This is a genomic window from Balneola sp. (assembly GCA_003712055.1).
Taxonomy (GTDB): Bacteria; Bacteroidota; Rhodothermia; order Balneolales; family Balneolaceae; genus RHLJ01.
In genome coordinates this window covers 120,504-140,773 of the sequence record RHLJ01000007.1, presented here as the reverse complement: position 1 = coordinate 140,773, position 20,270 = coordinate 120,504, and the positions used below count along the sequence as shown (strand labels likewise).

18 protein-coding genes and 6 tRNA genes are annotated in these 20,270 nt (G+C 39.6%); 15 read left to right on the top strand and 9 right to left on the bottom strand.

The window, feature by feature from the left end; all coding sequences use genetic code 11:
* Positions 1 to 13: 13 nt before the first annotated feature.
* From rpsR to ED557_15240, 3 genes are all read right to left on the bottom strand, one after another.
* Entirely contained in the window at positions 14 to 265 is a 252-nt protein-coding gene (rpsR, locus tag ED557_15250) for a 30S ribosomal protein S18 (protein RNC79430.1), read from the bottom strand.
* Between the two features lie 23 nt (positions 266 to 288).
* Positions 289 to 666 carry a 30S ribosomal protein S6 gene (gene rpsF, locus ED557_15245; GenBank protein RNC79429.1) on the bottom strand — a complete coding sequence of 126 codons (378 nt, stop codon included), beginning with the start codon at positions 664 to 666 and terminating at the stop codon, positions 289 to 291.
* Positions 667 to 808: 142 nt separating this feature from the next.
* The gene (locus ED557_15240; protein RNC79428.1) at positions 809 to 1,087 is read right to left on the bottom strand and encodes a 4a-hydroxytetrahydrobiopterin dehydratase; all 279 of its coding nucleotides are present in this window, start codon (positions 1,085 to 1,087) and stop codon (positions 809 to 811) included.
* A 190-nt stretch (positions 1,088 to 1,277) separates the two neighbouring features.
* Between ED557_15240 and ED557_15235 the strand changes: the two genes are divergently transcribed.
* Complete coding sequence (locus ED557_15235; GenBank protein ID RNC79427.1) at positions 1,278 to 2,720, top strand: sodium:proton antiporter; 1,443 nt, start codon at positions 1,278 to 1,280, stop codon at positions 2,718 to 2,720.
* A gap of 3 nt (positions 2,721 to 2,723) precedes the next feature.
* Entirely contained in the window at positions 2,724 to 3,875 is a 1,152-nt protein-coding gene (locus ED557_15230; GenBank protein RNC79426.1) for a hypothetical protein, read from the top strand.
* Here the strand turns inward: ED557_15230 and ED557_15225 are convergent.
* The 3 genes from ED557_15225 to uppP all read right to left on the bottom strand — a co-directional run bounded on the left by ED557_15225 (position 3,872) and on the right by uppP (position 7,017).
* On the bottom strand, positions 3,872 to 4,825 hold the full coding sequence (locus ED557_15225; GenBank protein ID RNC79425.1) for a fatty acid desaturase: 954 nt from the start codon (positions 4,823 to 4,825) through the stop codon (positions 3,872 to 3,874). The genes ED557_15230 and ED557_15225 overlap by 4 nt on opposite strands.
* A gap of 132 nt (positions 4,826 to 4,957) precedes the next feature.
* On the bottom strand, positions 4,958 to 6,076 hold the full coding sequence (locus ED557_15220; protein ID RNC79424.1) for a hypothetical protein: 1,119 nt from the start codon (positions 6,074 to 6,076) through the stop codon (positions 4,958 to 4,960).
* A gap of 134 nt (positions 6,077 to 6,210) precedes the next feature.
* Positions 6,211 to 7,017: an undecaprenyl-diphosphatase UppP gene (uppP, locus tag ED557_15215; protein ID RNC79423.1), complete on the bottom strand. Its 807-nt coding sequence runs from the start codon at positions 7,015 to 7,017 to the stop codon at positions 6,211 to 6,213.
* 95 nt (positions 7,018 to 7,112) lie between these two features.
* Between uppP and ED557_15210 the strand changes: the two genes are divergently transcribed.
* Complete coding sequence (locus tag ED557_15210) at positions 7,113 to 8,114, top strand: MoxR family ATPase (GenBank protein ID RNC79422.1); 1,002 nt, start codon at positions 7,113 to 7,115, stop codon at positions 8,112 to 8,114.
* Between the two features lie 71 nt (positions 8,115 to 8,185).
* Positions 8,186 to 8,434, top strand: a complete 249-nt coding sequence (locus tag ED557_15205; protein ID RNC79421.1) for a hypothetical protein — start codon at positions 8,186 to 8,188, stop codon at positions 8,432 to 8,434.
* A gap of 97 nt (positions 8,435 to 8,531) precedes the next feature.
* Here ED557_15205 and ED557_15200 read toward each other — a convergent pair whose 3' ends face one another.
* Both ED557_15200 and ED557_15195 read right to left on the bottom strand, forming a co-directional pair.
* Positions 8,532 to 10,583: a 30S ribosomal protein S1 gene (locus tag ED557_15200; protein ID RNC79420.1), complete on the bottom strand. Its 2,052-nt coding sequence runs from the start codon at positions 10,581 to 10,583 to the stop codon at positions 8,532 to 8,534.
* A gap of 67 nt (positions 10,584 to 10,650) precedes the next feature.
* Complete coding sequence (locus ED557_15195) at positions 10,651 to 11,307, bottom strand: (d)CMP kinase (protein RNC79419.1); 657 nt, start codon at positions 11,305 to 11,307, stop codon at positions 10,651 to 10,653.
* A gap of 123 nt (positions 11,308 to 11,430) precedes the next feature.
* Between ED557_15195 and rpsT the strand changes: the two genes are divergently transcribed.
* From rpsT to ED557_15180, 3 genes are all read left to right on the top strand, one after another.
* On the top strand, positions 11,431 to 11,682 hold the full coding sequence (gene rpsT / locus ED557_15190; GenBank protein ID RNC79418.1) for a 30S ribosomal protein S20: 252 nt from the start codon (positions 11,431 to 11,433) through the stop codon (positions 11,680 to 11,682).
* Positions 11,683 to 11,693: 11 nt separating this feature from the next.
* Positions 11,694 to 13,214, top strand: a complete 1,521-nt coding sequence (locus ED557_15185; GenBank protein RNC79417.1) for a 2,3-bisphosphoglycerate-independent phosphoglycerate mutase — start codon at positions 11,694 to 11,696, stop codon at positions 13,212 to 13,214.
* A 135-nt stretch (positions 13,215 to 13,349) separates the two neighbouring features.
* Positions 13,350 to 15,965 carry an ATP-dependent Clp protease ATP-binding subunit gene (locus tag ED557_15180; protein RNC79416.1) on the top strand — a complete coding sequence of 872 codons (2,616 nt, stop codon included), beginning with the start codon at positions 13,350 to 13,352 and terminating at the stop codon, positions 15,963 to 15,965.
* 113 nt (positions 15,966 to 16,078) lie between these two features.
* Here ED557_15180 and ED557_15175 read toward each other — a convergent pair whose 3' ends face one another.
* Positions 16,079 to 17,182, bottom strand: a complete 1,104-nt coding sequence (locus ED557_15175; GenBank protein ID RNC79415.1) for a hypothetical protein — start codon at positions 17,180 to 17,182, stop codon at positions 16,079 to 16,081.
* Here ED557_15175 and ED557_15170 point away from each other — a divergent pair.
* The 8 genes from ED557_15170 (at position 17,171) to ED557_15135 (ending at position 20,258) form a co-directional block, all read left to right on the top strand.
* Positions 17,171 to 18,214: an NAD-dependent epimerase/dehydratase family protein gene (locus ED557_15170; protein RNC79414.1), complete on the top strand. Its 1,044-nt coding sequence runs from the start codon at positions 17,171 to 17,173 to the stop codon at positions 18,212 to 18,214. The genes ED557_15175 and ED557_15170 overlap by 12 nt on opposite strands.
* Position 18,215: 1 nt before the next feature.
* Positions 18,216 to 19,484, top strand: coding sequence for a glycosyltransferase (locus ED557_15165; GenBank protein RNC79413.1), 1,269 nt, complete (start codon positions 18,216 to 18,218; stop codon positions 19,482 to 19,484).
* A gap of 83 nt (positions 19,485 to 19,567) precedes the next feature.
* Positions 19,568 to 19,641 (top strand) — tRNA-Pro (locus ED557_15160).
* Between the two features lie 31 nt (positions 19,642 to 19,672).
* Positions 19,673 to 19,749, top strand: a tRNA-Arg gene (locus tag ED557_15155).
* Positions 19,750 to 19,757: 8 nt separating this feature from the next.
* Positions 19,758 to 19,831: transfer RNA gene (locus tag ED557_15150), tRNA-Cys, on the top strand.
* Positions 19,832 to 19,857: 26 nt separating this feature from the next.
* A tRNA-Glu gene (locus ED557_15145) sits at positions 19,858 to 19,930 on the top strand.
* A 162-nt stretch (positions 19,931 to 20,092) separates the two neighbouring features.
* Positions 20,093 to 20,166, top strand: a tRNA-His gene (locus ED557_15140).
* A gap of 19 nt (positions 20,167 to 20,185) precedes the next feature.
* Positions 20,186 to 20,258, top strand: a tRNA-Glu gene (locus ED557_15135).
* Positions 20,259 to 20,270 lie beyond the last annotated feature (12 nt).

The following is a 20,270-nucleotide window of genomic DNA, read 5'->3' as shown; positions in this document are numbered from 1 at the left end:
TTTCAATCTCCTCTTATCGCAGGTTTTCAGCTACATATGGAATCAACGCAAGAAAACGAGCACGCTTGATGGCAGTCGTAAGTTGTCGTTGATGTTTTGCACTTGTTCCGGTTACTCTTCTAGGTAAGATTTTTCCCTGGTCGTTAGTAAATCTCTTAAGGGTTTCAACATCTTTATAGTCGATGTATTCTACACCAGCTTGAGTGAACTTACACTGCTTAACCTTACGTACGCTTTTCTTTGGGTGTGATGGATTCTTAATCATGATTTAATTCCTTTTGAGTGAGTTTATGCTTCCGCTTTTGCTTCTTCTTCAACAGCAAATATGCTTGGTACTGCATTATTCTTAACCAACTCACGATGACGAAGCATTTTCGCGTCAAGCTTAAGGGTTAAATAGCGCATGTACTCATCCTCAATTCTCATGAATCGCTCATACGCAGCTACTACTGCTGCTGGTCCTGAGAAATAGGTATTTACATAATACCCGTTTCCTTTTTTGTCCATCTCATATGCAAACTTGCGGAGACCCCACTCGTCTACTTCTTCGATTTCGCCGCCGTTATCAGTGATAAGCTTGTTAATTTTTTCGATTGCGGCTTTAAACTGATCCTCTTCCAACACAGGATTAAGGATATACGTCAATTCGTAATGATTCTTACTCATAGCAATATTTGGTTTCTATGGATGTCTTCGTTGTGAAAACAGTTATTCAAGCACTTTGCCCAAATAACAGAAAGCTCTAAATATAAAGCTTTTTAAATGCCGTTGCTACATTTTTTATTACCCAGCTATTTCGAGTTTATTATCAAATAGCTTCGATTCTTGTAGCTAATTCAAAGTCCTTTTCAGTCACTTTGTTACCAACATCGTGGGTTTGAAGAGAAATAGTAACCTGGTTGTATACATTTGCAAGATTAGGATGATGCCCGAGTAACTCGGCTTCTAGCCCTACCCTAACAATAAATCCAAGTGCTTCTTTAAAATCTGAGAGCTCAAATTTTTTTTGAATGGTATCACTTTTATAGCTCCACCCGGAAATAGATTCCAGCTTTTCAGTTATTTGTAATTCTGTTAATGCTTCCATAGTTCTTGTTTTTATAAGTAATTAATGAATTGGATAACCCGGCACATCGTTCATTCTTCTTGAGGTTTCGATCAGTTTGCTTTACAATATTTTAACACCCATTTTTACAAAGTAACATTTACGTTTTTTGAAAGGAGTTTAGTTCTTTTATTTTCAACGAAAATGTAGTGAACCAATAATTCTATTCTTTGTGAGGCAATATTCTCTTTTAAAAAAATTAGCGATAGTAGGGGCTCCTTTATTGGTTTTATTATTTTCGGAATTAGCTTCCGCAGCAGAAGCTGGCTCAGGACATGGTATTGACGGTAGTGGACTAAGTATTCTTTGGGCTCTCCCTTTTGCTGGCATCTTGCTCTCAATTGCAATCTTTCCCCTTGTTGCAGAACATTGGTGGCATCATAATTTTGGAAAAGTCTCAGCGGTCTGGGCCTTCGCTCTTATTATTCCCTTATTAGTAACTTTTGGTTTTGAAGCGACCCTTTATGAAGTACTCCACGCTTATTTGTTAGAATACATTCCTTTTATTGTTCTCCTCTTCGCTCTTTTTACTGTTTCGGGTGGAATCCGAATTAAAGGATACCTTAAAGGCACTCCGGAAGTAAATACAGGAATCTTGCTTCTGGGAACTATACTGGCTAGCTGGATGGGAACCACTGGTGCAGCCATGCTACTTATTCGCCCAATCTTGAGAGCAAACGAGTGGAGAAGTACAAAAAAGCATATTGTCATCTTTTTCATTTTCTTGGTTGCCAATGTGGGCGGCTCATTAACCCCATTAGGGGATCCCCCATTGTTTTTAGGATTTCTTCAGGGAGTAGATTTCTTCTGGACAACCACAAATTTATTTTTTGAGATGACTTTTGTAGCTACACTCCTACTAGTCATCTATTATTTCTGGGATCGTCATCTCTACAAAAAAGAGACAAATACTCCTCCTTTAGATGATGGTTCTGAACCGTTAGGCATCGAAGGTAGTTTCAATCTTGTCCTCATTTTGGGGATTGTTGGAGCTGTTCTTTTTTCAGGATTGGTTCATGTTGGCGAACTAACCATTTTTCATGTTCATGTGAATATTGAAAACCTGATAAGAGACTTGGTTCTGCTTCTTATCGCCTGGATAAGCTGGGCCGTTACCTCTAAAGCAAGTAGGGCAGCAAATGGATTTAATTGGTTTCCAATTCAAGAAGTAGCAAAGCTCTTCGCCGGGATTTTCATCACCATTATAGCTCCTATCGCAATGCTAAAAGCTGCCAACAATGGAGAAGGAGCACTTCAATTTGTTAATGATGCTGTTTTTGATGAATCAGGCGACCCTATCAATTATATGTTTTTCTGGATAACCGGGATGCTATCTGCTTTTCTGGATAATGCCCCAACATATCTTGTATTCTTCAATGCAGCAGGTGGTGACGCCCAGTTACTTATGACGGAGATGAGCCATACTCTTATCGCTATCTCATCAGGAGCCGTTTTCTTTGGTGCACTTACATATATTGGTAATGCACCCAACTTCATGGTTAAATCGATTGCAGAGCAAAATGGGGTAAAAATGCCTAGCTTTGGTGCGTACCTAATATGGTCGATCGGAATACTCGTACCAATTTATCTATTGGTTACTTTCCTCTTCATTTAACGCATTGATTTGTCTAAAAAAGTCTTCCTGATTCTTTTTTGTCTGCTAGGATATTTACCAAGCGTACATGCCCAATATGAACATGTACCTGACTCTCTTGAATTAGCATTTCTTCCTGCTCTTGCCTTTAACAGCGATTTGGGCTTGATCGCGGGCGGACTAATAAACTGGTACCATTATAAAGATGAAGTAAAACCTTATTACTCCTACACAAATATAGCGGGAGTTTTTTCAACCAGAGGACTTGCTTCCTTTGAAATCTCAAGGAATAAGCCAAACGTATTTGGTACAAAGTTCAGGATATATACTTCTATTTATGCCTCCAGATTTTTTGAAGATGCTTATCTCGGAATTGGTAACTATGGTAAATTGCCTGAGGCTCCCGCAAATACCCCAAATTACTATGAGTTCCAATCGTTTTCGATGGGCCTTACTGCTAGAGCTCGTTATCCACTGTTTGTAAACGTAAAAGAACAACAGCTAGACGTACTAGCTATCATAAACTTTGATTATGAAACCCCATGGGACAATGGCTCTAGCAGGTTACTATCAATAGACCGACCTACAGGTTTTGATGGAGGGCGTACTTTTATGTTTGGTGCAGGGCTGGTTTGGGAGGCAAGGAATAGTGAATTCAACCCTACTAGGGGAACCTATTTAAATACTTCAATAGAACAAGGCTCTAAAATCTGGGGAAGTAACTTCAATACTTTTGTTTGGAAACATGAAATGAGCCACTACCTCACATTTCATATTATTCGTGATATAACATTTGCGAACAGAGTGTATCTGAAACATACATCCGGAGAAGTACCTTATTGGAAACTTTCATATTTAGGAGACGAAGAGACCCTAAGAGGCTATCAGTCTAAGCGTTTTCTAGATGACAACGCTTTTGTTTTAAATAATGAGCTACGTACATGGCTGTTCGAAATACCGTCTTTAGAGATGAGACTTGGTGGCACCTTATTTTTTGATATTGGACGCACCTTCGCAAATGGTACCTCTTTTGATACTATCACCAATGATCTAAAGTATACCTTTGGCTTGGGAGGAACAGCATCATTTTTCACACCTGACTTTATTATCAGGACAGATGTCGGCTTTTCTGAAGAAGATTTCGGGGTCTATATAACTACTGGGTATCTATTCTAGACACCAGCTTTAGCGTTTTCACGCTCAACCCTGGAATAGAGGGTAATATTCTTATCTACAAGGAAACGCACAAGGAGCTTTGACCAGGAAGTGTGGTAATACAGCGTATCATAAAATTCGGGCGCCGTTTTCCGAAGCTTTGCCAAATTATTCCAGGGTATTCCAGGAAAATCGTGGTGCTCATTATGATGCCCGATGTTGAATGTAATTTTATTAAGCCATCCGTAATAAGAATACGTTTCCTGGTTTTCATATACTACATAATGCTCCTGTACCCACCTAGCTCCAAGAGGATGGAGTCCCAACCCAAATCCGAACGAAAGAAATAAATACATAAATGCATACGGTCCCATAAAATAGAGTATGGCCAGGTCAAAAATTAAAACGGCAGCTATATTTATGTATGTCCACTTGTTCACATACTGAATACTATGTCTTCTTAATGGCCTTAAAGCTATTGCTAATGGCTGCAGAAACATCCACAATATTTTCCCAAAAGGAGTATGCTCGATTAACTTAGCTTCCCATCTTAGTGGTAAATCAAAATCCATTTCATATTCACCCTGGTGAGAATGATGCTTTAAATGAGCAACAGAAAAGATTACATAGCTCGGAGTACAGGATGTTAAATTCCCAAGGATACCAGTAAGGATATTTGCTGTTTTGTTTTTGAAAACAAGGTGATGGGAACACTCATGTTTTAAACAAAAAAGATTATGAGCAAAAAAAGCCCCCACAAACCATGCCACTCCTACTACCCACCAGATTGATGCATCCTTTAACAAATAAGCGATAACAAGTTGACCTGTCATAAGAAATAAAATCCACCAGAAAGTAGACTGGTTTCTTCCGAAAAGTTCTTTAACCTCGGGATGTGCTTCAAGAATAGCACGCCTTCGGTTTACATGTGGATCGCCCGTTTCAAGAATAATATTTTTTGACTCTGCCATTAGTGCTTCTCTTATGAATTAATTAGAAATATAAGATAAATAGCAGAGGATACCATCTTAAAAACAGGCCTCATTCGTACTGTATTACTATAATTTTAGCTCAACTCCACCATTAAAAAAAAATAGAATGGTTTAACTGCCTGTCGCACTTAGAAATCCCTTGTTTCGAAAGATGATATCTTTTGACTGCTCTTTCAAAAGATAAGCTGCATCAAGAAGCATTACTTCTGTTGGAGGGAAGTCAACTGGGCTCACACCAATCATCTTCTTTGATTCTTCCGAGAGCGCTCGTTCATCTCCGGTATAGGATCCTGAAAAGTGCTCAAATAATGAGGTCACTGAAATATTCTCGGTTTTTACCAATTGATCAGTTCGTAAATCAATATAATCGATTGAACCAGCAACTAATCCTTCTTTCCATTGCCTGGCTTCAGTTACTTCTGCAGTAACAGTGATCATATTAGGTTTTCGGATATCGTTTCCCAAAGAATCCTTTTTAACATTCCCTCTTTCGTCCAAAACGTATTTCATTCCATCCTGAATTTCTACCGATTCTTTTTTGATTTCTCGATCTACTCGCTCTGGTGATATTGCTATCTCTTTAATGGAGAGAACAATGAAATAATCGTAGTTGATGTTCTCATCCTCATTGACACTATATCGTATCCATTGACCATTCAAATCAGATAAAGCGATTTTCCTTAACTCTTCATCAAATCGTTCAGGAAGCAGAACTTCAGAATTGTTCTCTATTACATACAATACCTGGTTTGTCCCTTTAAAACGGGCATCTTCAATCTTCGTATCTACCTCCTTATAGTCATTATATAATGACCTCACGCGATCAAATTCGTAATAAGCCATTCTTGCACTCTCACGATCTCCTCTGGATAAGTAATCTAATCCGTTTTGATAGGATACCTCAGCAGCCTGTTCTTTTGATGCGATTAACTCATCATCATAGTCTACAATTTCAAATTCACTTAATAGCTGGGAAGGAAGTGTTTTTAATCGTTCTTGCCGATTATCAAGCCTTTGATATAGGGAATAGATTTCCACATAATTTTCGGCCCTTCCCTCTTTTTCAAGAAAAGATATTTGGTCAAGATCAAAACCATTTGCCTTGGAATACGCTTCCTTCAACACATAGAGTTCTTTGTCTTTACCCGGGTTCTTCTTCAGCTTTTTTATCGATTTGCTTATTGCCTTGTCGTACTGTCCAAGTTCAATAATTTTTCGGAAGAAGCACATCCTAAAACGAGACTAGCAGAAAGCATCAAGAAAAATTAGTTAGTGACAAATTTCGGATAAAGTAATAATCCAAATGCTAAAATATCTATTTGTTAAAGATGATGGTAGCTTTATTCACGAATACAGTCGCTTTATCATAAGAAAAAATAAACTAGTCCTACCCCGCCGACGACCCAGCAATAATAAGCAAAGTAATGAAAGCCTTTTTTCTTGAGGATGATGATCAAATACTTCAACGCGAAATAACCTGATATAAACGCTGTAAGAAAGCCAACAACCAGACTCATAATTTGGGCGTCCGAAATACCTACTTCTGCCACCTCTCGGAGTTGAAGTATCATAGCACCTGCGATAACTGGAATAACCATCAAGAAAGAGAAATTTGCCGCCTCTTCTCTTTTCACTCCTAAATACAGAGCTGTTGAAATGGTTGAGCCTGATCGGCTAATACCTGGCAACATCGCAAAAGCCTGAGCAATTCCTATTAAAATGCTTTTCCTCATGGTTATCTCTCCTTCTGGATCTTTGGCGTATTTGGTAAGAAATAAAATTACACCGGTCACCAGTAACATTACACATACCAATAGAGGGTTCATGAAAATATCCTCGATATAGTCCTTTAGAGTAAAGCCCACAATAAAAGCAGGGATCATGCTTATAAGAATAAATAGCAGGATTTTTACTTGGGGATCATCTTTTTTAGCTGAAGGGGCACCAAGAAAACCAATTCCAGCTTTAGAGAGGTCAAAAAGCTCTTTCTTATAGTAAATCAAAATGCTGCAAAGGGTACCAAAGTGGACAACTACCTCAAAAGTAATTCCAACTTCAGTATCTGCTCCTAAGAAAAAACGCCCTAATGCAAGATGCCCGGAACTGCTAATTGGTAGGAACTCCGTTAGTCCCTGAATAAGCCCCATTAAAAAAGATTGTAAAATGTCCATGTGAAAAATTAGTCAAACCTTATATTTGCCGAATGTTTTTAAGAACAAGAAATTACGTATCTCACAAGCAAATAAAACTTTTTGATTTAAAATAAATGAGCGAAGTAACACTGGACATGAATGCGTTAACAGAAAAAATTGAAACGCATAGTGCTTTTATTGATAACATTAAAAGGGAATTGGATAAAGTTATTATCGGTCAAAGTTATATGATCGACCGCCTTTTGGTAGGGTTACTTACTAATGGGCATGTGCTTTTAGAAGGTGTGCCCGGCCTTGCAAAAACATTAACGGTATCCTCTCTCGCAACGGTAATTCACACGGACTTCCAGCGCATCCAATTTACACCTGATTTACTTCCCGCTGATTTAATTGGAACTCTTATTTACAATCAAAAAGAGGGAGATTTCTTTGTAAAGAAAGGACCTATTTTTGCTAATATTATTCTTGCTGATGAGATCAACCGGTCCCCTGCCAAAGTACAAAGTGCCTTACTTGAAGCTATGCAGGAAAAACAGGTTACCATTGGTGAGTCTACATTTAAGCTTGATGAACCTTTCCTTGTTTTGGCCACTCAGAACCCTGTAGAGCAAGAAGGAACCTATCCACTCCCAGAAGCACAGGTAGATCGATTTATGCTAAAACTAAAAATTGATTACCCAACTGAGCATGAAGAATTAGAGATCATGAGGAGAATGGCAAAGACAGGACCTAAAACCTCTTTAAGCCCTGTTGTTCAGCCTAAGACAATTTTAGAGGCTCGATCCATTGTAAATGAAATTTATATGGACGAAAAAGTCGAGAAATATATAGTTGATCTTGTATTTGCTACAAGAAAACCTAAGAATTTTGGGCTTGATGATCTGGTAGATTTAATTGGCTTTGGGGCATCTCCAAGAGCTACAATCAATTTGAACCTTGCATCCAGAGCTCAGGCTTTTATGGAGCATAGAGCATACGTTACTCCCGAGGATGTAAGAACAATAGCAATGGATGTTTTAAGGCATAGAATTATACCAACTTTTGAAGCAGAAGCTGAAGATATTTCTCCTGAAGATATTGTAGAAAAAATCATGCAAAACGTTCAGGTACCGTAATATTTTTTTATTGCTTTTCATAGTAAGAAATACCTTTATTGAATTTGTATTCCAACTAAGTCTCTAAAACTATGAAGATAAAAATGGTTTCTCGGAATGATATCTCGAGTTCCAGAAAACGTAATTCAAAATTCTCTCCTCTCCTTGACGCACTTGGCAAATTAAAACCTGGTGGTGATGCAATTATGGTAAAGTATACAAACGAAAAAGAATTGAGCTCTGCCAGAAATATTATATATGCCTTCAACAGGGAAAACAACGTGAAAGTGAAGAGCAAAAAAGATTCAGTTAATAAAACAGTGTATTTCTTTTTGAAATAAAATGTTTCTCTATTAATAAAATTAAAAAGCCTCATTCACTTAGCGAATGAGGCTTCTCTTTTTTTAAGCTTATCTAGCTGTTAAATCGAATAACCAACTATTCTTCAGATGAATCAGCTTTTGCCTTTGAAGCTTTTTTAGCAGCAGCTTTTTCTTCTGCTTCCATCTTTTCTTTTAGCGCTGCTAGTCCGGACATTTCGCCAAGAGTAGGCGCGCCTGTTTCGATGTTAGCTGCTTCATCTGCTTTTTTCTTAGCAGTCTTCGCTTTCTTCTGATCTGAATCCAATTGGCTCAAGTCAATAGACTTGTTGCCTTCATCAAATTTGAAGATATATGCTTCTACTTTTTGTCCTTCTTTGAACTCAGGCTCAACAGCTTTAGTCATGTTTAAGAAGGCTTCAACACCAAGAGGAAGTTTTACGAAAGCACCACGATCAGTAACTTTTACAACTTCACCTTCAACTTCTGTTCCAGGAATATACTCTTTCGCGTATGTTTCCCAAGGATTTTCCAGAACTTGCTTGTGTCCTAGTGTAATTCTTCTGTTATCGAAGTCTACACCTAAAATAACTACATCAATTTCCTGGTCTTTGCTTACCACTTCATTTGGATGCTCAACCTTGTCTTCCCAGCTAAGATCAGAAACGTGAATTAGGCCATCAATTCCTGGCTCTAGCTCTACGAATACACCAAAGTTGGTAAGGTTTCTAACGAATCCTTTGTGCTTAGAACCAATTGGGAATCGCTCAAGGATATCAGCCCATGGATCTTTAGTAAGCTGCTTAACACCGAGAGAAATCTTTTTCTCTTCCTCACTGATGTTTAGAACAATACACTCAACCACATCATCCTTCTCAACAAGCTGAGATGGGTGCTTAATGTTTTGAGTCCAGGACATTTCAGAGATATGAATTAAACCTTCCACGCCTTTTTCCAGTTCGATAAACGCACCGTAATCAGCAATAGAAACCACGCGTCCCTGAACTTTCATGCCTTCTGGATACTTGTCGTGAATCTCTTCCCAAGGATGTGGCTGAAGTTGCTTAAGACCAAGAGATACTCTCTTACTTCTTTCATCAAAATCGATTACAGCAACGTTCATACGCTGATCAAGCTGTACGATTTCACTTGGGTTGTCAACACGCCCCCATGAAAGATCGGTAATGTGAAGAAGTCCATCCACACCACCAAGGTCGATAAACACACCGAAATCAGTAATATTCTTAACAGCTCCTTCAAGAACCTGACCTGACTCGATCGTGTCAAGAATTTGCTCTCTTTGCTCTTCAAGATCACTCTCAATAAGAGCTCTGTGAGAGACAACCACGTTTTCAGCAGCCATGTTCAATTTAACTACAGCGAATTCCATGGTCTTGCTTACATAAGCATCAAAATCGCGTACAGGGCGTACATCGATTTGAGAACCTGGTAAGAAGGCGTCAATACCGAATAGGTCAACAACCATTCCACCTTTAATTCTTCTCTTAATAAGTCCTTCAACAACTTCTTGTGAAGCATGGGCTGCTTCAATTTTTTCCCAAGCTTGAAGGATATCAGCTTTTCTACGAGACAGGATAAGCTGACCTTCTTTGTCCTCTACTCGATCAAGGAATACGTCAACCTCATCACCAGCTCCCATATTTTCTAAAATGGAGGAAGGGAACTCATTTACTGCAATGATACCTTCTGATTTGAATCCGATATCGATTACAACATACTTCTCATCGATGGAAACTACTCGCCCAGTAACAATTTCTTTTTCTTCAATTTCATTCAGCGTGTTTTCATACATACCCATGAGTTGATTGTACTCTTCGGCAGTATATTCATCTGAGGGGCTATCAAGTTGATCGAAGGTATATGTTTCGCCTTCTACTTCCCCTGTAAACACGTGGGTAAGTGTTTCTTCTGTATTATTTTCTTCCGTTGTAGGTGCTTCTGCACTTACTTCTTCTTCTACAGTTTCTTCTTGTTGCTCAGTTTCAGCAACTTCTTCTACAACTTCTTCGGTGGGTTCTTCTGCAGTTTCAACATCTGCTACTTCAGTGGTAGCTTCTGCTTCTACAGTTTCTGTAGTTGTTTCTTCAGTAGCTTCAGGAGTTGCTACTTCTTCTTGTTCGGTTTGTTCGTTTTTTACGTCTTCTGACATAGTATCTATCTGTTAATGTTTTACCGCATATCCGACTTTCGGGTATGGGCTAGAGTTAATGTTTCAGTTATGAAGTGATAAGATGCTTGATCTTGTCACTAATTATTGAAACCTGCTCATCAAATGTGAGTGAGGAGGTATCAATTTCTATGGCATCGTCCGCCTTTTTAAGCGGATCAGCACTTCTGGATGAATCAATCTCATCCCTTTCCAGGATATTTTGTTTTATTGATTCCAGAGTAGCTTCAACTCCATTACTTAAGAGTTCGGCTAATCTTCTTTTGGCTCTGGTTTCCAGATCAGCTACCATAAAAAATTTTAAAGCAGCTTCTGGAAATACCGCAGTACCCAAATCCCTACCGTCAGCAATAAAAACATCTGTCTGAACAGCTGTTCTCATTAGGTTATTTACAAAGACCCTTACTTCTGGCTTTGCGGCAACCTCACTAACATGAGAGGAAACTTCTAAAGATCTGATGTCTTCGGAAACATCTTTTTGATCAATAAAACAATGGAACTTTCTTTCTTTATAAAAGAATGAGATTTTATTTTCTTTCAGGAGTTCAAAGAACGAGGATATATTCTTTTCTGCCTTGAGGTAAAGAAGGGTTGCAGCTCGGTATAAAGCTCCGGAATCCAAAAATTGAATTTGTAGTCGCTCGGCAACTGCTCGAGCAGTAGAACTTTTACCTGACCCTGCGGGCCCATCAATCACCACTATCATAACAGAACAGCTAAATTAAGTTTATTCCCTTAATTATTCAATCATTTCTTGTATAAGATTTAAGGAAGCCTTAATTTTGGAGTCTTCGAAAAAATCGAACGAACTAACCTGTCAAAAGAATTCATGGCACGTAATAAATCAGCGATAAAACGTACTCGTCAGAATATTAAGCGAAATGAGCATAATCGAACTCGACGTTCTAAAATGAGAACATTGACTAAAAAAGTTTTTGGCTCAACTGACAAAGCAGAGGCTGAAGCTGCATTAAAGGAAGCTACTTCTTTCATCGACCGAATGAGTGTTAAAGGAGTAATCCACAAAAACAATGCTGCTCGCAAAAAAGCCCAGCTTACCAAGTACGTAAATAACTTATAAGTTTTTCAACAATGCCCGAGCCCAGATCTAAAGCCTTACTTGTAATTTTAGATGGGTTCGGAATTGCTGTCGACCCTTCTGTAAGCGCCATCGATAAAGCGCAAACCCCCTTTTTTGATTCCCTCCTTGAAACCTGTCCTCACTCTACACTTTCTGCAAGTGGCGAAGATGTAGGATTACCTGATGGTCAGTTTGGAAATTCTGAAGTAGGCCACCTCAATATTGGAGCTGGACGTATTGTCTGGCAAGCGTTATCGCGAATTAATAAGGATATTCGTGAAGGCGGTTTTTTTAAAAATCATCAGCTCTTATACGGAATTGAACAGGCAAAAAAGAAGGGTAAAATTCATTTGATGGGGCTCTTTTCGGATGGAGGAGTGCATAGTCATAATGAACACTTATTCGCCTTATTAAAACTCTGCAAACAAGAGGGATTGGAGAAAGTTTTTGTTCACGCATTTACCGATGGTAGAGATACTGCTCCTGATTCAGGGAAAAAATATGCACAACAACTTAATACGAAGACTGAAGAGATTGGTGTAGGAGAACTCGTTTCTATAATAGGACGGTATTATGCGATGGATAGGGATAATCGTTGGGAAAGAGTTCAACTTGCTTATGATCTGCTTGTACACAGGAAAGGGACAAAGCTTAGCTCATCTGACGAAGCGTTTGATGCTTCTTACAAAGATGGCGTGACTGACGAGTTTATCAAACCAGTCCTATTAAATGATTCTCAAGAATCAAGAATAGAACCAGGTGATACCGTAATCTTCTACAATATAAGAGGTGACAGGGCCCGCGAAATTTCACGTGCTCTCAACGAAAAGAATTTTTCAGAATTCGAAGCTCAGGATCTTAATCTGACTTACATCAATTTTACTTCATACGATGCCACTTTTGACTTTGCTCGAGTTGCTTATCCGCCACAGATATTGAAAAATACGTTAGGAGAATGGGTTAGTAAGGAAGGCATGAAACAATTTAGGATCGCAGAAACAGAAAAGTACCCGCACGTCACTTACTTTTTTAATGGTGGGGAGGAAACGCCAAATGAAGGTGAAGATCGATTAGTTGTTCCGAGCCCGAAAGTTGCTACTTATGATCTTAAACCCGAGATGAGTGCCCCTGAAGTTGGAGATGAGTTAGTTGACCGATTACAGTCAGAGATGTATGATCTGGTTATTCTAAATTTTGCGAATCCCGACATGGTTGGTCATACCGGAGATATGCAGGCAGCGATAAAAGCTGTCGAAGCTGTTGATACCCAGCTAGAGCGAGTTATAGAAACCGCGTCCAATCATGGATATAGATCACTCATTATCGCTGACCACGGAAACTCAGATCAGATGGTTAAAAAAGATGGTTCTCCACATACTGCGCATACAACTGCTCTCGTACCATCCATTGTTGTTAATTACGGAGAGCCCATCACCATGCACCCGGGAATACTCGCCGATGTAGCTCCTACCCTATTAAAATTAATGGAGCTTTCACAACCTGAAGAAATGACAGGCGCTCCTCTTTTCTAATCTATTCAGCGCCCATTTTGTTTGCTTTTACTTGGTTGCTCTGCTACATTCGCGAAGAAACGAACTAAATATCGATTTGGCTCGTTTTTTGCCCTGTAGCATATAAATTTTATTCTAGATTGAGGACTTAGTTACATGGAGGGAAATTTTTCCAGCAAAGTACGTGACGTGATACAATTTAGCCGAGAGGAAGCACTTCGGTTGGGTCACGATTACATCGGCACAGAGCATTTAATACTTGGTATCGTTCGTTTGGGAGACGGCGTTGCTGTTCGCATTTTGAAGAATCTGGATTGCGATCTTTTCAAACTTAAAAAGACAATAGAAGATACTGTTCGTGGAACGGGAGGTTCTGTTACTGTGGGTAATATACCGCTCACAAAACAAGCAGAGAAAGTTCTTCGCATTACCTATCTCGAAGCTAAGCTTTATAAAAGCGACACTATCGGAACAGAGCATCTTTTACTGTCACTACTTCGCGATGATGAAAATATTGCAGCCCAAATTCTTCAGCAGTTCAGCGTTTCCTACGATGCCGTTCGCGAAGAACTTGATTTAATTATTTCAGGAAAATCCAGAGAGGAGTTTGATGATACAACTACTGTTTCATCCAGCTCATCCTCTTCTTCTTCAAAAGGAAGTTCAGGATCAGGAAGTGCAAGGGAAAAGCGTATGGATAAATCTAAAACACCAGTACTGGATAACTTTGGCCGGGATCTTACCCAAATGGCTGAAGAAGGAAAACTAGATCCTATTATTGGCCGCGATAAAGAAATAGAAAGAGTTGCTCAAGTGTTGAGTCGCCGCAAAAAAAATAATCCTGTTCTTATTGGAGAACCTGGAGTTGGTAAAACTGCCATTGCAGAAGGACTTGCCGCAAGAATAGTTCAACGTAAAGTCTCAAGGGTACTTTATGATAAAAGAGTGATTGCCTTAGATCTTGCTGCACTTGTCGCTGGCACCAAGTACAGAGGACAATTCGAAGAACGCATGAAAGCCGTCATGACAGAGCTAGAAAAGACGGATAATGTAATTCTGTTTATCGACGAGCTACATACCATTGTTGGCGCTGGTGGAGCAAGTGGTTCTTTAGACGCTTCAAACATGTTGAAGCCGGCTCTTGCCAGAGGTGATATTCAAGCTATTGGCGCTACCACACTTAATGAATACCGTCAGTTCATAGAAAAGGATGGTGCTTTAGAGCGTCGCTTCCAAAAAATTATGGTTGATCCTACAACTGCTGAAGAAACAGTCGAGATTCTAAACCAAATCAAAGGTAAATATGAAAAGCACCACAGCGTTCGATATACCAAAGAAGCTATTGAGGGTTGTGTAAAGCTAACTGATCGTTATGTAACCGATCATTTTTTACCAGATAAGGCAATCGATGCACTTGATGAAGCTGGTGCAAGAGTTCACCTGGCCAACATCACTGTACCAAAGCATATTATTGAACTGGAAGAAGAAATTGAAGCAACCAGTATCGATAAAAACTCAATGGTTAAAAAGCAGCGCTTTGAAGAAGCTGCACGATTACGTGACAAAGAAAAGCGCCTGATTGAGGATTTAGAAGTAGCTCAACGTGAGTGGGAAAAAGAATCTGAAAGTATCGTTTTTGATGTTGAAGAAGAAGACGTTGCCTCAGTAATAGCTATGATGAGTGGCGTTCCTGTTAATAAGATTAGCCAGAATGAAGGACAGAAACTCCTCAAGATGAAGGAAAGCCTGTCAGGAAAAGTAGTTGGCCAGGAAGAAGCCATCATAAAGCTTACTAAAGCTATACAAAGAACTCGCGCCGGATTAAAGGATCCTTCCAGGCCTATTGGTTCATTTATTTTCTTAGGTCCAACGGGCGTTGGTAAAACTGAAATGGCCAAAGTTCTTGCTAAGTATTTATTCGATAAGGATGATTCACTCATCCGAATTGACATGAGTGAATACATGGAGAAGTTCTCTGTTTCCAGGTTAATCGGAGCACCTCCAGGCTATGTGGGTTATGAGGAAGGCGGAGTACTTACTGAGAAAGTTCGTCGTAAGCCTTACAGTGTAGTGCTTCTTGACGAAATAGAGAAAGCTCACCCTGATGTGTTCAATATTTTACTACAAGTGCTTGATGATGGTATCCTAACCGATAGTCTTGGCCGCAGAGTTGATTTCAGAAATACCATAATTATCATGACTTCCAATATTGGAGCCCGTGATATACGTAATATGGGCAAAGGTATCGGCTTTGGCGGACCTGATGAAACTGCTTTTGATTATGCAAAAATGAAGACAACCATTCAGGATGCATTAAAGAAAGTGTTCAACCCGGAATTTCTGAATCGAATTGACGATGTAATTACATTCAAGCCTCTTGAAAAAGACGACATCTTCCAGATCATTGACATATTAAGTGAAGAGCTTTTTGTTCGAATCCGTGAAGTTGGTTTCAATATTGAAATTACTAAAGGAGCCAAAGACTTCATTTCTGATCGAGGATTTGATCAAAAGTACGGAGCCCGACCTCTTAAGCGAGCTATCCAAAAGTACATTGAAGACCCTCTTGCTGAAGAGCTTCTGGAAAACAAGCAGGAAATCGGTTCTACCATTAAAATTAAGATGAATAAATCTCGTGATGATTTAGAGTTTTTATGGGAAAAACCAGATATCAAAGCACTTGAGGAAGCCGCTTCCACTCCTTCTTCAAAAAAGGCGAAGAAGGAAGAACCTAAAGAAGAAGACGAATCAGAGGAAGCTAAAGAAGCTTAGTGAAATAAGAACCAGCCTACCACAGCCCGCCTATTGGCAAAGGCAGGGTAGGTATTAAGCAAGGAATATTTGAAGTAAAAAGCCCTGCTCATTCAACATGTGCAGGGCTTTTTTTAGAATGAAGCTCTTAGGGTTATTTCTTTATCCAACCCTTTAATCTTATACCTTCCAGAACCTACCCGTTCCATCGAAACCTGACTAACTATATTAAAGGACTCGTTTGAGTTTTCACGAGCTATTTTTCGGGCTGATACATTTACAGCGTGAAGCTGAACTTCTGTAAGTGTTGAACTACCACTACCTGTTAAGCCAATTATGGTTTTGTCAACAGGATCGTACCCGGCAAAAACTACCGATGTATTTCTGAAACTTGTACTTCCTACTCGCTCTCCCGACCTTACCTGATATGCTGCTGCTCTTCCTCCTGAATATATCGCAACATATAATCCATTCTCCGAAAAGCTTACGCCTTTTACTGACTGGTCGAAAGAAATAGTTACCAACATATTGCCAAAGCGATCCATCAATTGTACTTCATCATCACTTCCCTCTTTAGCAGAAACAAAAGCAATAAATTCTCCATTAGCAGAAACCTCTACATGAGAAAGCGCTCTATCCTGAGAATAAAATACATCCATTACCGGGCCACTTCCGGAGATTATTTTACCACGCGACCCTTCTACTCCGTTCGTCATTACTTTAGGATTGTAAACAACCACTGTTTTACCATTCCCGTCCATTGCCAGCTCAGAAATAGCTTCTCCACCTTCACTTTGTGTACTATTAGAAATCGAACGTTGTACTTTACCGAATGAATCATATACCAAAAAATTTGCAATATTCTCTCTTACTATAAATGAACCATCAGCAAGCGGATATACTGCAATTGAGGGATCATTTGCAGAAACCGAATAATCAGCTCCAAAAATTTCCGTGCCATCCATCTCTAGGATCTGAATTCCACTACCATTTATACTCGCTTCTAATGTGACGTTTGAACCTGGAGCCGTGCTAATGCTGAGCTCCTGAGCATTTGATAATAAAGGGAGAGTGCCAATTATGAGTAGTGAAAGTATTCTATTCATTCCAATTCGTTTTATTTGAGTGCCAAAGAAAGGAATTTTTGAATAAAAGTGCCTCTTTTGGAAAGGCTTTTTTCTAGAATTGGCTATCTTCATTTCTGGAAAAAATGAATTAATGAAATAATGAATTATCATCTAGTCACCGGTGGTTGCGGATTCGTTGGTCGCAATTTTGTAAAGCGGATATACAATACAACAAATGATACTATACTATTTATTGATGACCTTTCAGTAGGCACCCACCCTTCAACTTGGTTACCCGAAGGTACAGCAAGTAGAGAAGCAAACGGACTTACATATTTTGGCTCTGATGAAAGGATGATATTTCTGAAAGGGGATATACGAGTCATTTTCGAAGGACTTATAGAAGATCCGGGGTACTTCAATACTAAGCATGGCTTGGACATTTCATCATTTAAAGATGTTTTCCATTTTGCTGCTATTGTTGGGGGTAGAGCGACAATCGATGGAGACCCTATGAAAGTAGCTCTTGACCTCGCAATTGACGCGTTATTTTTCCGCTGGATTTGTCTTAACAAACCAGAACGTGCTTTATACCCAAGCTCAAGTGCAGCATATCCCGTTGACTTACAAACTGAATCTGATGCTATTGCTCTCAGTGAGAGTGATATTGACTTTACAAGAATGGGACAGCCGGACATGACCTACGGATGGTCTAAGTTAACTGGCGAATATTTAGCTTCTATTGCGGCGAAATATTATGATGTGTCTGTGACTTGTATTCGTCCTTTCTCGGGTTTTGGTGAAGATCAGGATTTAACCTACCCAGTACCAGCAATAGCCCGAAGAGCTGCCTTGAAAGAAAATCCATTTGAGGTTTGGGGCAGTGGAAAACAAGGGCGTGACTTTGTACATATTGAGGACGTAATGGATTGTACGCTCTTGGCTATGGACCATATTACTGATGGTAGCGCAATCAATATTGGCAGCGGGAAACTAACTAGCTTCCTGGATCTCATTCAGGTATTTACTTCTTTCGCTGGGTATTCCCCGGATATCAAGCCCCTTTTAGACAAACCGGTGGGAGTTCATTCCAGATATGCTAATATGGATTATGTAAATAATAAGCTCGGTTGGAAACCAAGGCTCAGTATGGAAGAAGGTATGCATCGTGTTTATGATGTGGCGGTAAAGAAATACACTTAATATGCCCAAGATTGTTTGCTTTGGCCCTGGTCCCAAGTTTAAGGGAGGTATTTCTAACTATAATACTTCACTTGCCAAAACCCTGGATAAGAACCCGGATAATGAAGTACATATCGTTTCATGGACAAACCAGTATCCTTCCATAATCCCAAGAGAATTTGTTGATAAATCGAGCCAGTCTGATTTTTTAGAAGGGACCCGCATTCAGGTTAAGTACATCATCAACTACAATAACCCGCTAAGCTGGAAAGAAACGGCAAAGTATATCGCCTCACTTAAACCCACCAAAGTGATATTTCAGTGGGCGATTTCTATACAGGGTTTACCAATGGGTTCGATCGCTAAGTGGCTAAAAAAACATTCTGATGCCGAGGTTATCTTTGACCTTCATTTTGTAGTACAAAAAGAAGGGAGCACAATCGATGAACGATTTACGAAAATGGGCATTAAACATGCTCATACTTATATCGCCCATGCCTACAAAACAGTAGATGAGTTAAAAGCTCTATTCCCCTTAAAGAAGCTATCGGTTAATGAAGATGGAACACGTTCAGGTGATAATTCCACGACCGTTGTTAAGCTGTTTCACCCGGTTTACGATTTATATCAACCAGATCCGGAGTTTGATATAGAACAATTCAAGCAACAGCTTGGGCTTAGAGAAAACGTCTTTTTATTTTTTGGATTTATCAGAAAGTACAAAGGGCTACACAATGCCATTAAAGCTTTTGACAAAGTAAGTAAGCAACGAGATGATGTATCGTTCCTGATTTGTGGAGAAGAGTTTTGGGCAACCCTAGACACTTCAAAATTTTCTACAAAGTTAAAGCGAGGACTCTTTGCAATAGCACAAAAACTTTTGCTTAAGAACAAAGAGAGCGAACAAGATTACCGCCCTCTACATTTAGTTGAGGAATTAAATCTTACAGATTCAGTAGTTGTAAAAAACGAATTTATTCCCAATGAAGATGTCCATAAATATTTCCAGGTAGCAGATAGCAGTATCCTTTTTTATCTGACTGCTACTCCTTCAGGAGTAGAATCATTAACCTATAATTTTGAACTCCCCATTCTTGCAACCCGAGTCGGTCACTTTCCTGAAACCATAAAAGACGGTTTTAACGGTTACCTTGCTGAACCTGAGGATATCGACTCTATGGCAGAACAAATGTTACGTTTTCTTGATAGCCCTCTACCCAGAGAAAATGTCCGTGAATCAGCTTCTGATATGAGCTGGGACAACTATGTGTCTTCCATTCTTAAGGATTGATTCTTGCCAATATTTATAAACTTTTTTTGGATTAGTATTGGTAACCGATTTTTTAAACCCTTATCTTAGTGGTCTTTCGAAATCGGGGAGTGGCGCAGCCCGGTAGCGCATTCGCTTTGGGAGCGAAGGGTCGCAGGTTCAAATCCTGTCTCCCCGACATTTGAAATATTGAAACTTACATAAGTTGAGCGCCCATAGCTCAACTGGATAGAGCAATTGCCTTCTAAGCAATAGGTTTCAGGTTCGAGTCCTGATGGGCGTACTACTTAGTAAGGCGACATGGCCGAGTGGCTAGGCAGAGGTCTGCAAAACCTCGTACGGCGGTTCGAATCCGCCTGTCGCCTCCATAAGGTTATTTGATTTATTGAATTTTGCCGCGTTCGTCTAGAGGCCTAGGACGCCGCCCTTTCACGGCGGTAGCACGGGTTCGAATCCCGTACGCGGTACTTTTATTATTATTTAGGACGTCAATGCCATCTTCTATTATTTATTTTATAATTGCGAGCATTATCATTTGCACCATTGGTTACTGGATTTTGATTACCAAAACCAATGCTCATTATGATGACGATTCTAAATAATTTGTTTGACTTACTGAATGTTAGATGGAGCCTGTAGCTCAGTTGGTTAGAGCGCTAGTTTGTGGCACTAGAGGTCGTGGGTTCGATTCCCATCAGGCTCCCTTACTAATTTAATTTCCAGCCGCGTTCGTCTAGAGGCCTAGGACGCCGCCCTTTCACGGCGGTAGCACGGGTTCGAATCCCGTACGCGGTACACACTAAAGCC

Bases quoted from the DNA above. Each gene is read 5' to 3' on its own strand.
- rpsR (RNC79430.1), bottom strand. From the start codon at position 265: ATGATTAAGAATCCATCACACCCAAAGAAAAGCGTACGTAAGGTTAAG.
- rpsF (RNC79429.1), bottom strand. From the start codon at position 666: ATGAGTAAGAATCATTACGAATTGACGTATATCCTTAATCCTGTGTTG.
- ED557_15240 (RNC79428.1), bottom strand. From the start codon at position 1,087: ATGGAAGCATTAACAGAATTACAAATAACTGAAAAGCTGGAATCTATT.
- ED557_15225 (RNC79425.1), bottom strand. From the start codon at position 4,825: ATGGCAGAGTCAAAAAATATTATTCTTGAAACGGGCGATCCACATGTA.
- ED557_15220 (RNC79424.1), bottom strand. From the start codon at position 6,076: ATGTGCTTCTTCCGAAAAATTATTGAACTTGGACAGTACGACAAGGCA.
- uppP (RNC79423.1), bottom strand. From the start codon at position 7,017: ATGGACATTTTACAATCTTTTTTAATGGGGCTTATTCAGGGACTAACG.
- ED557_15210 (RNC79422.1), top strand. From the start codon at position 7,113: ATGAGCGAAGTAACACTGGACATGAATGCGTTAACAGAAAAAATTGAA.
- ED557_15205 (RNC79421.1), top strand. From the start codon at position 8,186: ATGAAGATAAAAATGGTTTCTCGGAATGATATCTCGAGTTCCAGAAAA.
- ED557_15200 (RNC79420.1), bottom strand. From the start codon at position 10,583: ATGTCAGAAGACGTAAAAAACGAACAAACCGAACAAGAAGAAGTAGCA.
- ED557_15195 (RNC79419.1), bottom strand. From the start codon at position 11,307: ATGATAGTGGTGATTGATGGGCCCGCAGGGTCAGGTAAAAGTTCTACT.
- rpsT (RNC79418.1), top strand. From the start codon at position 11,431: ATGGCACGTAATAAATCAGCGATAAAACGTACTCGTCAGAATATTAAG.
- ED557_15185 (RNC79417.1), top strand. From the start codon at position 11,694: ATGCCCGAGCCCAGATCTAAAGCCTTACTTGTAATTTTAGATGGGTTC.
- ED557_15180 (RNC79416.1), top strand. From the start codon at position 13,350: ATGGAGGGAAATTTTTCCAGCAAAGTACGTGACGTGATACAATTTAGC.
- ED557_15170 (RNC79414.1), top strand. From the start codon at position 17,171: ATGAATTATCATCTAGTCACCGGTGGTTGCGGATTCGTTGGTCGCAAT.
- ED557_15175 (RNC79415.1), bottom strand. From the start codon at position 17,182: ATGATAATTCATTATTTCATTAATTCATTTTTTCCAGAAATGAAGATA.
- ED557_15165 (RNC79413.1), top strand. From the start codon at position 18,216: ATGCCCAAGATTGTTTGCTTTGGCCCTGGTCCCAAGTTTAAGGGAGGT.